The sequence below is a fragment of the Embleya sp. NPDC001921 genome, from assembly GCF_053594475.1.
Map to the genome: position 1 here is coordinate 44581 of NZ_JBSFEO010000005.1, position 14310 is coordinate 58890.

A 14310-nucleotide genomic window follows, 5' to 3' on the forward strand; every position below is an offset into this window, starting at 1 on the left:
ACACACTCTTTAATTAACTGAATCAAGGGCTCTGCCGAAGGACGAAGGAAGGGACGCCATGGCGAACTACGACGTGGTCATCAAGGGCGGCATCGTCGTCGACGGTTCGGGAAACCCGCGTTTCCGGGGCGACATCGCGATCACCGACGGCGTGATCAGCCGGATCGGGCGAATCCCGGCCGAGGACGCGGATCGGGTGATCGACGCGACCGGCCTGATCGTCGCGCCCGGCTTCATCGACCTGCACACCCACTACGACGGCCAGGTCTTCTGGGACCCGTACCTGACCACGTCCGGCCCGCACGGGGTGACCTCGGTGGTCACCGGGAACTGCGGCTTCGGCTTCGCGCCGGTGCGCGAGGACATGCGCGAGCGCGCGATGTTGTCGATGACCGCGGTCGAGGACATCCCCACCGAGACCCTGCGCGAGGGCATGCCGTGGGACTGGGTCACCTTCCCCGACTACCTGGACAGCGTCGACCGCACGCCCAAGGCGGTCAACGTGCTGCCGTACGTGCCGGTGAACCCGCTGCTGATCTGGGTGCTCGGCCTGGAGCGGGCGAAGGCGGGTGCCGAGCCCACCGACGCCGAGCACGCCGAACTCGCCCGCCTGCTGGAGGAGGCGATGGACGCCGGCGCGTGCGGTTGGTCCGCGCAGTGTCTGGGCGAGCCGGGCAACCCGAACGGCCGACTGATGCAGGGCGACTTCGACGGCACGCCGATGCCCACCGACATCATGTGGCCGCAGACCCGCCTCGCGCTGGCCGAGGCGCTGGGCCGGCAGGGCCGCGGCTTCATGCAGGTGTCCGGCACGCAGATCACCGAGGAGGAGTACGAGCACCTGGTCGAGGTCAGCGGCCGGCCGCTGATCTGGAACGCGGTGATCGCCAACTCGCGCAGCGGCGGCCTGTACAAGCGCAAGATCGAATGGCTGCGACGCTGCCAGGAACGCGGCATCCCGATCTACGGCCAGGCGATGACCACCGACGTCCCGGTGCCGTTCAGCTTCCTGTACGGCGGCGTGTCCACCCGCCCGCCGGTGGCGGACATCTTCGCGGCCGAGACGGTCGAGGAGAAGATCGCGATGCTGAACGACCCGGCGGTGCGAGCCGAACTGCGCGAGTTCGACCCGCTGTTCTACCACCTGTACCCGGACATGAAGCTGCACCGCACCTTCACCGCCGAGTACAAGCAGTACGAGGGCCTGTCGTTCAAGGAGATCGGCGCGAAGCTGGACCGACACCCGGTGGACGTGCTGTGCGACGTCACCGTCGCGGACGGGCTGACCACGCAGGTGCACACCGGCCAGTTCAACGCGACCCTGGAGGGCCTGAAGGAACTCGTCGACTACGAGTACCTGCTGCCCGGCCTGTCCGACGGCGGCGCGCACCTGAAGACGCTGAGCGCGGGCATGTACGGCACGGAGTACCTGGTCGAGTACGTCCGCAAGCACGCCTGGACCTCGCTCGAACAGGCGCACCGGCGGCTCTCCGGCCTGCCCGCCCGCTGTGCGGGGTTCACCGACCGCGGCGTGCTCGCCGAGGGCGCCGCAGCCGACATCATCGTCTACGACTACGACGAACTCGCTTACGGTGACCCCGTGTTCGTGCACGATCTGCCCGCCGGCCAACTCCGCACGGTGATCGACGCCAAGGGCTACCGCTACATCCTGGTCAACGGCCGGGTGACCATCGAGAACGACGAACCCACCGGCGTGCACAGCGGCGAACTGTTGCGCCACGGCCGGCGCGCCCGCTGACCCGGCCCCTCCCCGTCCGCCCATCGGCGCCGACGATCGCGCGCCGCGCGCCGCGCGTGTGGGCGCGCCGCACCCGATCGTCGGCGCTTCGGCGTCCTCCGGCCGGCCCGCCCGCCGAGGCGTCGACGATCGGGTACCGGTGGGGCGGCGAGAAGCCGCACGCGTGGCGGTCCGGGTATCGGCCATGCGGTGGACGACCGCGCGATCGACCGCGCGTCCGCGTGCGGGGCACGGCTTCGGCTTGGCAGTCTGGGTGGCAACCGCCGAGTGGGCGGTGGTGTCGCTCTGCGCGAAGCGAGGATTGCCATCGGAATGTCCCGTGACCTCGGATTCGACCCGGTCGAGCCGGAATCCGCCCCCGCGCGCACGCCCGAGACACGCCGGCGGCGCGTCCTGATCGTGCTGGTCGTGATCGCGCTGGTGTCGATCGTCGGCGGATGGACGGCCGCACGATTCGTCCGGTCGCCCGAGGAGCGGGCCGCCCAGGCCAAGGCGCCGGCTCGATCGGTGATCTCGGCGACGGTGGAACGCCGGGTGCTCACGGACACCGTGGTGCTGCGCGGGACGGTCGGGGCGGAGCACACGGTCACGGTGGCGCCCCGGGTGTCGACGAGCGGGGGCGGGGACGGCGGCGGTACGACGAAACCGGTGGTGACTGGGGTTCGGGTCCGGGCCGGGGACGTGGTCGAGGCCGGGCAGGTGCTGCTGGAGGTGTCCGGGCGGCCGGTCTTCGTGCTGCCCGGGGAGTTGCCGGTGTACCGGGATCTGCGGCCGGGCGGCGAGGGCCGCGATGTCGAGCAGTTGCAGGCCGCGTTGAAGGGACTCGGGTACCGGGTCGGGACGGACCGGGCGGGAACCTACGGGCCCGGGACGCGGGCGGCCGTGGCGGAGTTCTACCGGGCGGCCGGATACGACGCGCCGATGACGAGCGGGGACGACGCGATCGCGGCCGCCGAGGACCGGGTCACCGCCGCGGAACGCGCGTTGGCCCGGGCCAGGGACGGGGACGGAGCGGGGGCGGGGGACTGGGTCGAGGCGGGCGACACGACGTCGACGGGCGCCGCGTCGACGTCGAGTGGGTCGACGGGCGCCGCGTCGACGGAGGGCGGGTCGACCTCGGCTGGGTTGACCTCAGGTGGGTCGACATCGAGCGGATCGACATCGAGCGGGTCAACCTCGAGCGGATCGACATCGAGCGGGTCAACCTCAAGCGGGTCGACCTCAAGTGGATCGACCTCAAGCGGGTCGACCTCAAGCGGATCGACATCGGGTGGGTCGACCTCAAGCGGGTCGAAGGCCGGCGCGTCGGCGGCCGCGGCTCGGCAGGTGCGTTACGCGAACGAGGATCTGGCCAGGGCGAGGACCACGCTGGCCGAGCTCCGGGACAAGGCCGGCGCGATGGTGCCCGCGGCCGAGGTGGTGTTCCTGGGCCGCTTCCCCGCCCGGGTCGACACGATGAAGGCGGTCGTCGGCGACGAGATGCGGGACAAGGCCCTGACGCTCTCGGTCGGGGATGCGGTCGTGCGGGGATCGTTGGCGCCGCACGAGAAGGTCCTGGTACGACCCGGCCTGAGGGTGCGGATCCTGGCCGAGTCGTCCGGAATCGAGGCGACCGGCGAGGTCCGGTCGATCGCGGACACCCCGGCCGCCGCGAACGACGAGGGCTCCGCGCAGGGTGTCGCCGCCACGCCGGCGGCCGGCGGCGAGGGCTATCCGGTGCTCGTCGTGCCCACGGCGGCGTTGGATCCCGAACTGGCGGGCCGCGAGGTACGGCTGACCATCGAGGCGACCTCGTCGGACGGCCCCGTGCTGGTCGTGCCGGTTTCCGCGGTGTCCGCGGGCGCGGACGGCCGGACCATGTTGACGGTGCTCGAATCGGGCGGCGCCCGGCGGCGGGTGGAGATCCGTGCGGGCACCTCCGGCGACGGATACGTGGAGGTGGCGCCGATGGCCGGCGCGTTGGCCCCGGGCGACCGCGTGGTGGTCGGCGCGAACCGCAAGGTCGCGGCACCCGTCCGCGCCGGCGCGCACCCGTGACGGGCGGGGCCCGGCCGTCGCCGACCGGCGAGCCGGTACAGCGGACCGCCCGGTCCCGCCGACGCCTGCGCGCGTTGTGCTCCCAGGCCCTCGCCGACATGCTCCGTCGACCGGCCCGCTCGATCCTCACCGCCCTGGGCACCGTCCTGGGCGTGGGCACCCTCGTCGCCGTCGTGGGCCTGACCGCCGGTGCCGACCGTCGGCTCGACGACCGCTTCGACGTCCGCGCCGCCACCGAGGTGATCATCGAGGACACCGGCGGCGCCGACCCCGCCCACGAGCCGCTGATGTTCACCGCCGACGCCGACCGGCGCGTCGGCGCCCTCAACGGCGTCGAACACGCCGGTGTGCAGTGGACGGTCGAACTGCCGCCGGGCACCGAAGTGCGCGCCGCTCCCGTCGGCGGCGACCCGAACGCCCCGCGGATCCCCGTCCTCGCCGCCTCTCCCGGCTTCCTCCGGGCCGCCGGGCCGCACTGGGCGACCGGCCGCGGCTACGACACCTTCCACGACGGGCGCGCCGAACAGGTGGCCGTCCTGGGCGCGGACGTCGCCGAGCACCTCGGCGTCGGCAGCCTGGACACCGCCCCGGCCGTGTTCGTCGGCGACACCCCGTTCACCGTCGTCGGCATCCTCGCCGGCGCCGACCGCCGGGCCGACCTGCTCCGGTCCGTACTCATCCCCCGCACCACCGCCGAACGCGTCTACGGCCCGCCCGGCGGCGCCGACCGGGCCAGGATGCTGGTCACCACGAGGAACGGCGCCGCCCGCCAGGTCGCCGGCGAAGCCCCGTACGCACTGCGCCCCGACGCCGTCGACGCGTTCCGGCCGATCCCGCCGCCCGATCCGGGCACCCTGCGCGGCCACGGCACCGGCGACCGCGCCGGGCCGTTCCTCCTCCTGGCCGGGCTCTGCCTGCTCATCGGCGCCGTCGGCATCGCCGGGACCACTTTGGTCGCCGTCCAGGAACGCACCCCCGAGATCGGCCTGCGCCGCGCCCTCGGCGCCGGGAGCCGCGACATCGCCTGCCGATTCCTCCTCGAATCCGCCGGCCTCGGGGCGCTGGGCGGCCTCGTCGGCACCTCCCTGGGGGCGATCACCATCGTCGTCACCGCCGCCGCGCGACACTGGCCCGCGGTCGTCGACCCCGCCATGCTCGCCGCGGGACCCCTGATCGGCCTCGCCATCGGGCTCCTCGCCGGCCTGCCCCCCGCGTGGCACGCCGCCCGGATCCGACCCGCCGCCGCGCTGCGCCGCTGAGCCGAGGGCGTCGGGGTCGGGCCGGCGTTCGACGTCGCGGGTCGCCGGTCGCCGGTCGCCGGTCGCCGGTCGCGTGGAACTCCGGGCATGAACGCGGACCGGGCGCGGGTAAGCATGCGGCACGACGAGCAAGGGGGCGCGATGTCGAGGAAGACCCGCAAGCGCAAGTCCCGTCGCAAGAACAGAGCCAACCACGGCCATCGTCCGGCCTGATCGAGGCATCGTCCCGAGCGCGCCGACCCTCGACCGCCCGACATCGACGAAACGCGACCCCGCGGTCACCGTCGGTGCTCCGAGCGGCACGATCGTCGGCGCGTTCGGCCGTGCACGCCGCTCGGGTCGAACGGACGGCTCAGCCGTACATCCGGCGCATCGCGAAGGCGATCATCTGCTCTATGGCCTTCGCGTCGAACATCACCCGGTGTTCGCCGTCGAGGTCGAGCACGAAGCCGTAGCCGTTGGGGAGCAGGTCGAGCACCTCGGCACCGGTGACCGTGAAGTGGCGCGACTCCTCACCGGCGTACTTCTTGAGTTCGGCGAGGGAGCTGAACATCGGGATCACCGGCTCGGGGGTGTTGTGCAGGGCCAGGAAGCCCGGGCGATCACCTCTCGGGCAGAAGACCTTCGACGCTATGAAGATGGACTGGAAGTCCTCGCCGTTCATGACGCCCGTGGCGAACGCGCGCACGGCGTCGGTGAGCGCCGGCGCCTCCGCCCGGGCCTGGGATTCTTCCGTTGCGTAGCCGTACACACCACGAGGCTAGCGGGTCCGCGGCCCGGGTTTGAGCCCTCCGCCGAGACGGTCACATGTACCTGGTGGTAACCGGATGGGAACCTCTCGGGCATTGAAAAAGTTACCCATGGGTACGATCATTATGTTACTGACCAGTACACTGGGTCCCAGTTCAGTTCGGTCGTTCAGTTCAGTTCAGTCAGCGCAGTCCACGAGACGCAACCACGGGCGGAGCCTGTCATGGGTCACTACAAGTCGAATCTCCGCGACCTGGAGTTCAACCTGTTCGAGGTCTTCGGGCGCGAGCAGGTCTATGGCACGGGTCCGTTCGCGGAAATGGACGTCGATACCGCCAGGTCGATCCTGGCCGAGGTCGAACGCCTCGCCGTGAACGACCTCGCCGATTCGTTCGCGGAGGGCGACCGCAACCCACCCGTGTTCGACCCCGCGACACACTCGGCCACGCTGCCCGAGGCGTTCAAGAAGTCGTACAAGGCCTACATGGACTCGGAGTGGTGGCGCCTCGCGCTCCCCGAGAGCATGGGCGGCACCAACTGCCCGCGTTCGCTGCGCTGGTCGGTGGCCGAGCTGGTGCTCGGCGCCAACCCGGCGCTGTGGATGTACGCGGCGGGCCCCGACTTCGCCCAGGTGCTGCACACGCTCGGCACCGAGGAGCAGCGCAAGGTCGCCGGCTTCATGGTCGACCGCCAGTGGGGTTCCACGATGGTGCTGACCGAGCCCGACGCGGGTTCGGACGTCGGCGCGGGGCGCACCAAGGCGGTCCGGCAGGAGGACGGCACCTGGCACATCCAGGGCGTCAAGCGCTTCATCACCTCGGGTGACCAGGACATGACCGAGAACATCATCCACCTGGTGCTCGCGCGCCCGGAGGGTGCCGGTCCCGGCACCAAGGGCCTGTCGCTGTTCGTGGTGCCGAAGTTCCACTTCGACCCGGAGACCGGCGAGCCCGGCGAGCGCAACGGCGCCTTCGTCACCAACGTCGAGCACAAGATGGGCCTCAAGGTCTCCACGACCTGCGAGCTCACCTTCGGCGAGCACGGCGTCCCGGCGGTGGGCACGCTGGTCGGCGAGGTGCACAGCGGCATCGCGCAGATGTTCAAGATCATCGAGTACGCCCGGATGATGGTCGGCACGAAGGCCATCGCGACGCTGTCCACCGGCTACCTCAACGCGCTCGAGTACGCGAAGGAGCGCTACCAGGGCGCCGACCTCGCGCAGATGACGAACAAGGCCGCGCCGCGCGTGACCATCACCCACCACCCGGACGTGCGCCGCTCGCTGCTCACCCAGAAGGCGTACGTCGAGGGCATGCGCGCGCTCGTGCTGTACACCTCCTCGTGGCAGGACCGGATCGAGGGCGCCGCGCTCGCCGGCGGGAGCGACGAGACCGCGGACCGGGTCAACGACCTGCTGCTGCCGATCGTCAAGGGCTACGGCTCGGAGAAGTCGTACGAGCAGCTCGCGCAGTCGCTGCAGACCTTCGGCGGCTCGGGCTTCCTCCAGGAATACCCGATCGAGCAGTACATCCGGGACGCCAAGATCGACACCCTCTACGAGGGCACCACCGCGATCCAGGGTCAGGACTTCTTCTTCCGGAAGATCGTCCGCGACCAGGGCAAGGCGCTGACCGTGGTGGCCGGCGAGATCCAGGAATTCATCGCCGCGCACGCCGAGGGCGAACTGGCCGCCGAGGTCGGGCTGCTCGCGACCGCCGCCGAGGACGTCCAGGGCATGGTCGCCGCGATGATCAACCAACTGATGGCGTCCGAGCAGGAGATCGACTCGATCTACAAGGTCGGCCAGAACACCACGCGGCTCCTGATCGCCGCCGGTGACCTGGTGGTCTCCTGGCTGCTGCTGCGTCAGGCCTCGGTCGCGCTGACGAAGCTGGCCGGCACGCCCGGTCGGGACGAGGCGTTCTACCGGGGCAAGGTGGCCGCGGCGAAGCACTTCGCCCGCGAGATCCTGCCGCTGCTGACGCCGCAACGCCTGATGGTGGAGCAGATCGACAACGCGATCATGGAACTCCCGGAAGCGGCTTTCTAGTCCTTCGGCGGATCGGGCCGGCGGCGAGGGCGTCCTGTGGACGACCTCGCCGCCGGCCCGTTTCGTGCGGCCGCGGGGCCGGGAGCGCGCGGCGGTGACGCTCTGGGTGGGGCGTAGTCTCGGGGCGGAGAGACCGTGACGATCTTCGCGGCCGGGCGGCCGTGGACCTTGGAGTATGTATGCCCTCGCCTCGCTTCGACCGGAGTCACACCGACGACTTGATCGAGTTCGTCGCGGCCAGTCCGTCCCCGTACCACGCGGCGGCGAACGTGGCCGCGCGGCTGGAGGCCGCGGGCTTCCGGCGGCTGGTGGAGACGGCCGCGTGGGACGGCGGGGCCGGCGGGCGGTACGTGCTGCGCGGAGGCGCGATCGTGGCCTGGTACGTACCGGAGGGCACCGAGAGCACGCGCGGCTTCCGGATCGTGGGGGCGCACACCGACTCGCCGACCCTGCGGGTCAAGCCGCTGCCCGACACCGGGGCGGTCGGCTGGCGGCAGGTCGCCGTCGAGATCTACGGCGGGCCGCTGCTCAACTCCTGGCTCGACCGCGACCTCGGTCTGTCCGGCCGGATCGTGCTGCGCGACGGCGGCGAGCACCTGGTGTTCGTGGACCGACCGCTGCTGCGTGTGCCGCAGTTGGCGATCCATCTCGACCGCTCGGTCAACGACGCGGGCCTGAAGTTGGACAAGCAGCAGCACATGACCCCGATCTGGGGGCTGGGCCCGGTCGACGAGGGCGCGCTGATCCGGTTCGTGGCCGAGGAGGCCGGGGTCGCCGCCGGCGACGTCACCGGGTGGGACCTGATGGTCCACGACGTGCAACGGCCCAGCTATCTCGGGCGCGATCGCGAACTGCTCGCGTCGCCCCGGCTGGACAACCTGCTGTCGGTGCACGCGGGGCTGGCCGCGCTGCTCGCGGCCGCGCACGACGGCGTCGCGCACATCCCGGTGCTCGGCGCGTTCGACCACGAGGAGACCGGCAGCGAGTCGACCACGGGCGCGGCCGGGCCGCTCCTGGAGACGGTGCTGAGCCGGATCGTCAGCGCCCGCGGCGGGTCGTCCCAGGACCGCGCCCGCGCGTTCGCCGACTCGTTCCACCTCTCCAGCGACGTCGGCCACGCCGTGCACCCCAACTACGCCCTCCGGCACGAGCCGGGCCACCACCCGGTGCCGAACGGCGGCCCGATCCTGAAGGTGAACACCAACCAGCGCTACGCCACCGACGCGCGCGGCCGGGCGGTGTGGACCGCGGCCTGCGAACGTGCCGGGGTGCCCTCGCAGATCTTCGTCGGGATCAACTCGATCCCCTGCGGCTCGACCATCGGCCCGATCACCGCGACCCGGCTGGGCATCGAGACCGTGGACGTCGGCGCCGCGTGCCTGTCCATGCACTCCTCCCGTGAACTGTGCGGCGCCGACGACCCGTTCCTGCTCGCCTCGGCCGCCGCCGCGTTCCTGGAGGGCTGAGCGAGGGCCGCACCGGGGCCGAACGCCGCCGCGAATCGGTGGGCATGGTTCGGGGGACTCCGGGTAGGCGCGAGCCGACAGGCAAGTCGGGCACAGCGCGTACCCGCCGCACGTCAGCGGATCGGAGTGAACGAACTCATGGGCATCGGAGCGGGCATCCTGTTGATCGCGGTGGGCGCGATCCTGACCTTCGCCACCGACTGGAGCGTGTCCGGGGTCAACCTCGACGTGGTCGGTGTCGTACTGATGATCACCGGAGTCGTGGGCATCGCGCTGTTCCTGATGGTGTGGGGCCCGCGGCGCCGCGAAGTGCCGCTGAACCCGCCGCCGGCCGGCTACACGCAGCCGCCGGTGGTGGGCGGCTACGTCGAGCCGCCCGTCGAGCGGATCGTCGAGGAGCGGCCGACCCGCCGCTACTACCGACGCTGAGGACCATTTCGGCACCACCCCCCTGACGACCGCGACTCCGGAGTCCTCCCCCCTCCCGCTCCGGAGCCGCGGTCGTCGCCGTTCACGGGAACCACGGTGCGGGGCACCAGCGTTCGCGCGAACGACCGCTCGGGTCGGCCGAGCGCACGCAAACACGGCGACGCGGGTCGGCGGGTCGCCCCGGCCGCCGACGTCACGTGTGCGGCATGCGCAGCTTGTGGACCCGGTGGGCGGAGGATTCCACCACGGTCAGGTAGAGGTCCTCGTCCAGATCCGCGACCACCGCCACCGCGGCCGGCTCGGTCAGGCCCTCGACCAGGGTCGAGACGAACCCGTCCGCGGGGTCGTAGCGGCGCAGCGCGCCGTTGTAGGTGTCCGCGACCACCACCGAGCCGTCCGGCAACGTGTCCACGCCCAGGGGGTGTTGGAACAGCGCGTGCTCGGCCGGGCCGTCCCGCAGGCCGAAGTCGAACAGCCCTCGGCCGACCACGGTCTCGATCGCGCCGTCCACCAGCCGACGCAGCGCCGAACTCTCCGCGTCCACCACCCACAACGTGTGCTGGTCGGGCGAGACGGCCAGGCCACAGGGCTGGGCGAAGCTGGCGGTGTCGACCGGCCCGTCCTCCATGCCCTCGTCGGTGGTGCCGGCCAGTACCCCGACCCCCTCGCCCACCGGGTCGAACTCCCAGAGCTGGTGCACACCCGCCATCGCCACGATGATCCGACCGCCGAACCACGCGACGTCCCACGGGCTGGAGAGGTCGATCGTGCGGGCCGCGCCGTGGTCCTCGGTGCCGCGTCGGCGCGGGCGCCCGGTGCCCGCGACGGTGCGGATCGAACCGGTGGCCAGCGAGACGCCGCGCAGCGCGTGATTGGCGGTGTCCGCGACCACGACGTCGTACCGCACGTGCGCGGCCACCTCGGGCGGCAGCAGGGCCATGCCGTGCGGCTCGGCCAGCATCGCGTGCCGGGGCCCGCCGTCGAGCAGTCCGCGGCGCCCGGTGCCGATCCGGCGCAGCACCGTACGGCCGTCGTCGGACAGCTCGGCCAGCGAGTGGTGCCCGGTGTCCGCGACCAGCAGCGCCCCGGAGGGCAGCCGCAGCAGGTGGCCCGGGAAGCGCAGGTCGGTGCGCGGGCTCTCGGACCGCTCGAACTCCTCGGCGGCCCGGCGCAGCGTGCCCTTGCCCTCGTGTTCGACCACCAGGTCGGCGATCATCACCTCGAGTTCGCCGGCGTGGCCCTCACCGGACAGTTGCGCGACCACGTAGCCCTCCGGGTCGACCACCACCAGGGTCGGCCACGCGTGCACCGCGTACTGCTTCCAGGTGCTCAGCTCGGGGTCGTCCAGGACCGGGTGCCGCAGTTCGTGTCGCTGCACCGCGCAGACCACCGTGCCGTGCTCGGCCTCGTGTTCGAACTTGGGCGAGTGCACGCCGATCACGGTCAGCACCTCGCGGTGGCGCTCCTCGATCGGCCGCAACTCGGCCAGCACGTGGTGGCAGTTCACGCACGCCGAGGTCCAGAAGTCCAGCACCACGATCCGCCCGCGCAGTTGGGCCAGCGTCGGGCCGGGGCCGTCGGTGTTGATCCAGCCGCCGGAACCGGACAACTCGGGGGCCCGGACCCGGGCTCGGCGCGCGGTGCTGCTCATGGTTCGAAGTGAACCATCCGGGTCGGCCACAGGCCGCCGGCCGGCGCGTGTACGGGCCGCACCCCACCCAACCGGGTGTATCCGCGGCCGCGTCCCGGCGCGCCCGGCACGACTGAACGCCGGCATTTCGGGCAGTCTGCCCGACAACGCGTAGTCATCGTGGAGGCACAGTGTTCGGGGACGAGTACGACGGAGCCCAGCTCTATCCGGGAGTGGCTCCCGGGCGCTATCTCGTGCGCGAGAAGATGTTCGCGATCGGCGACGACTTCTGGGTCACGACGGAATCCGGCGAGAAGGTCTACCTGGTCGACGGCAAGGCGCTGACCCTGCACGACCGGCTGGAGCTCAAGGACACCGCCGGCACGGTCCTGGCGACCGTGAAGAAGAAGATCATGAGCATCCATCACGCGATGAAGGTCGAGGACGCCACCGGCGAGACGGTCGCCACGGTGCGCAAGAAGATGTTCACCCCGCTGCACGAGGCGTTCGAGGTCGACCTCGCGGTCGGCGTCGAACTCTCGGTGCGCGGCGACATGTTCCACCACGAGTACGGGATCGCCGGGCCGAACGGGCCGGTCGCGCAGATCACCCGCAAGTGGCTGCGGGTGCGGGACACCTACGGCGTCGACATCGCACCGGGGTGGGACCATGCGCTGATCATCGCGATCGCGGTGTGCGTGGACCGGTTGAGCGGCGAGGACGACGACTGATCCGGGGACGGCTCGACGTTCGCGGCGGCGGGTCGCGGGGCGCGGCATAGAACGAGCCCCTTCCACACGTCTGTTCGGGTGGAAGGGGGCACGGTTGAGATCCCATGGGGAAGACGAGTTCCGGGCCTTCGTCGAGGACCGTCGAACAGCCCTGGTGCGCACCGCGTACCTGCTGTGCGGCGATCGCGACGAGGCCGAGGACCTGGCCCAGACCACGCTGACCAAGACGTACACGTCCTGGGCGCGGGTGGCCGAGGTGGAGAATCCGGACGCCTACGTGCGCCGCATTCTGGTGAACACCAATCTGTCCCGGGTCCGTCGACGTCGGGTGACGCACTTTCTCACCGACCGGATGCCGGACCGCGCCGGGCCCGATCCGACCGGCGGGGTGGCCGAACGCAGCGTGCTGATGGCCGCGTTGGCCCGGTTGCCGGCGGGTCGACGGGCGGCGGTGGTGTTGCGCTACTGGGAGGACCGCTCGGAGTCCGAGGTCGCGCAGATCCTCGGGTGCACGGTGGGTACGGTGCGCAGTCAGACGTTCAAGGGGCTCGCCCAGCTCCGCAAGGATCCCCAACTGGCCGATCTGATCCCATGTCAGACGGAAACCCCCTCTACTTCGGACACGGAGGTGCGGCCATGGCCGACGACGGCACCGCACTGAGGGAGGCCTTCATGGCGGAGATTCGAGCGACGGAGCTGACCCCGCCCACGGCGCAGGCGGCGATCGAGCGGGCGGGCAGGCGGCGCGGCCGGCGCGGGTTCACGGTGGGGGCGGCCGTGGCGACCGCGCTGGTGGTGGGCGGCGGCGGCGCGGTGATCGCCGAGGGTGTGCTGGACGAGGACGGCAGGTCCACGGACATCGTCTCCGTCGACGGCGGCACCAGGCCGCCCGGCGCGGGTCCGGACATCGTGGGCGCGGGTGTGGTGGCCGGGAAGCCGTGGAGGTTTCGGGCCTGGACGGAGGGTCCGGAGCGGACCTGTTTCGAGGAGCTCGAGCGGCAGGTGTTCAGCGAGATGCCGAAGATGTGCGACAGCCGGCCCGGTCGAACCGCCCAGGACAAGGCGGCCGACCGGAACCGCTTCGGCGGCGGCGGCACGACCGGGCCGGTGACGGGCGAGGCGAACCTGTACGCGGCGGTGTTCCAGGCCGAGGTGTCCCCGGACGTGGACCACTTGGAGGTCACCTGGCGGGGTCACCGGGAGCCGGTGGTGATCCGGCCCGTGCAGATCGACCCCACCACGCGCGTCTACGTACTCGTGGTGACCGCGCGCACGTCCGACCCCGCGTACGAGCTCAAGGCGTACGACGCGGCGGGCAAGGAGGTGCGGAACACCCGCCTGTAGCACCGCCGCGGCGCGAACGCGCTCAGAACACCCGGTTCCGCAGGACCGGGAAGTCCTCCCGGGTCTTGGCCACCAGCGCCGGGTCGATCTCGGCGGTGAGCACGGTCGCCTCGGTGCCCGCCTCGGCGACGATCTCGCCCCACGGGTCGATCACCATGCTGTGGCCGCCCATCGCCTCGCCGCCCTGGGTGCCCGTCGTGTTGCAGGCGAGCACGAACATCTGGTTCTCGATCGCGCGGGCGCGGGACAACACCCGCCAGTGCTCGATCCGCCGCGCAGGCCACGCGGCGGGCAGCACCAGCACTTCCGCGCCCGCGTCCAGGATCCGCCGGAACAGCTCCGGGAAGCGCAGGTCGTAGCAGGTCGCCAGGCCCACCTCGGCCCACGGCATGCGCACCTGCGCGATCTCGGTGCCGCGCGAGATCAACGCGGCCTCGCCGCCGGTGAAGCCGAAGCGGTGGATCTTGCGGTATGTGCCGCGCAGCGTGCCGTCCGGGTCGAAGACCAGCGAGGTGTTGTACAGGTTTCGATCCGCGCCGCGCTCGATGATGCTGCCGGCGTGCAGCCACACGCCGGCGTCGCGGGCCGCGCGGGCCATGGTCTGGGCGACGGGTCCGCGCACCCCTTCGGCGCCCGCCTCCCAGTCGTCGTAGACCCAGCCGGTGTGCAGCCACAACTCGGGCAGCACCACCAGGTGGTCGCCGCGCCGGCTTCGGACCAGGGCGGAGACCTCGGCCAGGCGGTCCTGGGCGGGCACCGTCGGGTCGACGTCGAGTTGTACGAGCGAAACGCGCACTTTCCCCTCACCTACACCGCTTGCTTCCCGCGAACGGGCTGACCGCAGGATCTTCGGCA

The 14310-nt window shown here is 71.6% G+C and carries 11 protein-coding genes and 1 pseudogene; 9 read left to right on the top strand and 3 right to left on the bottom strand.

Annotated elements, in window-relative coordinates:
* Positions 1-58 precede the first annotated feature (58 nt).
* From ACWCPW_RS07230 to ACWCPW_RS07240, 3 genes are all read left to right on the top strand, one after another.
* A complete protein-coding gene (locus tag ACWCPW_RS07230) occupies positions 59-1759 on the top strand; it encodes an N-acyl-D-amino-acid deacylase family protein (protein WP_449760577.1) in 1701 nt (566 codons plus the stop codon).
* Between the two features lie 312 nt (positions 1760-2071).
* Positions 2072-3796 carry a peptidoglycan-binding protein gene (locus tag ACWCPW_RS07235; protein WP_449760578.1) on the top strand — a complete coding sequence of 575 codons (1725 nt, stop codon included), beginning with the start codon at positions 2072-2074 and terminating at the stop codon, positions 3794-3796.
* A 98-nt stretch (positions 3797-3894) separates the two neighbouring features.
* Positions 3895-5055, top strand: a complete 1161-nt coding sequence (locus tag ACWCPW_RS07240) for an ABC transporter permease (RefSeq protein WP_449760579.1) — start codon at positions 3895-3897, stop codon at positions 5053-5055.
* 352 nt (positions 5056-5407) lie between these two features.
* Here ACWCPW_RS07240 and ACWCPW_RS07245 read toward each other — a convergent pair whose 3' ends face one another.
* Positions 5408-5806 carry an SseB family protein gene (locus ACWCPW_RS07245; RefSeq protein ID WP_020549161.1) on the bottom strand — a complete coding sequence of 133 codons (399 nt, stop codon included), beginning with the start codon at positions 5804-5806 and terminating at the stop codon, positions 5408-5410.
* A 222-nt stretch (positions 5807-6028) separates the two neighbouring features.
* Between ACWCPW_RS07245 and ACWCPW_RS07250 the strand changes: the two genes are divergently transcribed.
* From ACWCPW_RS07250 to ACWCPW_RS07260, 3 genes are all read left to right on the top strand, one after another.
* Positions 6029-7855 carry an acyl-CoA dehydrogenase gene (locus tag ACWCPW_RS07250; RefSeq protein ID WP_449760580.1) on the top strand — a complete coding sequence of 609 codons (1827 nt, stop codon included), beginning with the start codon at positions 6029-6031 and terminating at the stop codon, positions 7853-7855.
* A gap of 179 nt (positions 7856-8034) precedes the next feature.
* On the top strand, positions 8035-9321 hold the full coding sequence (locus tag ACWCPW_RS07255; RefSeq protein WP_449760581.1) for a M18 family aminopeptidase: 1287 nt from the start codon (positions 8035-8037) through the stop codon (positions 9319-9321).
* Between the two features lie 126 nt (positions 9322-9447).
* Positions 9448-9750 (top strand): DUF6458 family protein, encoded by a 303-nt coding sequence (locus ACWCPW_RS07260; protein WP_449760582.1) that lies wholly within the window; start codon positions 9448-9450, stop codon positions 9748-9750.
* Between the two features lie 202 nt (positions 9751-9952).
* On the opposite strand, the pseudogene ACWCPW_RS07265 reads toward ACWCPW_RS07260, so the two are convergent.
* Positions 9953-11401 (bottom strand): annotated as a pseudogene (locus ACWCPW_RS07265) (thioredoxin-like domain-containing protein); the annotation flags it as partial.
* Between the two features lie 170 nt (positions 11402-11571).
* Between ACWCPW_RS07265 and ACWCPW_RS07270 the strand changes: the two are divergent.
* The 3 genes from ACWCPW_RS07270 to ACWCPW_RS07280 all read left to right on the top strand — a co-directional run bounded on the left by ACWCPW_RS07270 (position 11572) and on the right by ACWCPW_RS07280 (position 13455).
* Entirely contained in the window at positions 11572-12111 is a 540-nt protein-coding gene (locus ACWCPW_RS07270; RefSeq protein WP_449760583.1) for an LURP-one-related/scramblase family protein, read from the top strand.
* Positions 12112-12205: 94 nt separating this feature from the next.
* The gene (locus ACWCPW_RS07275) at positions 12206-12772 is read left to right on the top strand and encodes a SigE family RNA polymerase sigma factor (RefSeq protein WP_449760584.1); all 567 of its coding nucleotides are present in this window, start codon (positions 12206-12208) and stop codon (positions 12770-12772) included.
* A gap of 11 nt (positions 12773-12783) precedes the next feature.
* Positions 12784-13455: a hypothetical protein gene (locus ACWCPW_RS07280; RefSeq protein WP_449760585.1), complete on the top strand. Its 672-nt coding sequence runs from the start codon at positions 12784-12786 to the stop codon at positions 13453-13455.
* Positions 13456-13477: 22 nt separating this feature from the next.
* Here the strand turns inward: ACWCPW_RS07280 and ACWCPW_RS07285 are convergent, their stop codons facing one another.
* Entirely contained in the window at positions 13478-14251 is a 774-nt protein-coding gene (locus ACWCPW_RS07285) for a carbon-nitrogen family hydrolase (protein ID WP_449760586.1), read from the bottom strand.
* Positions 14252-14310 lie beyond the last annotated feature (59 nt).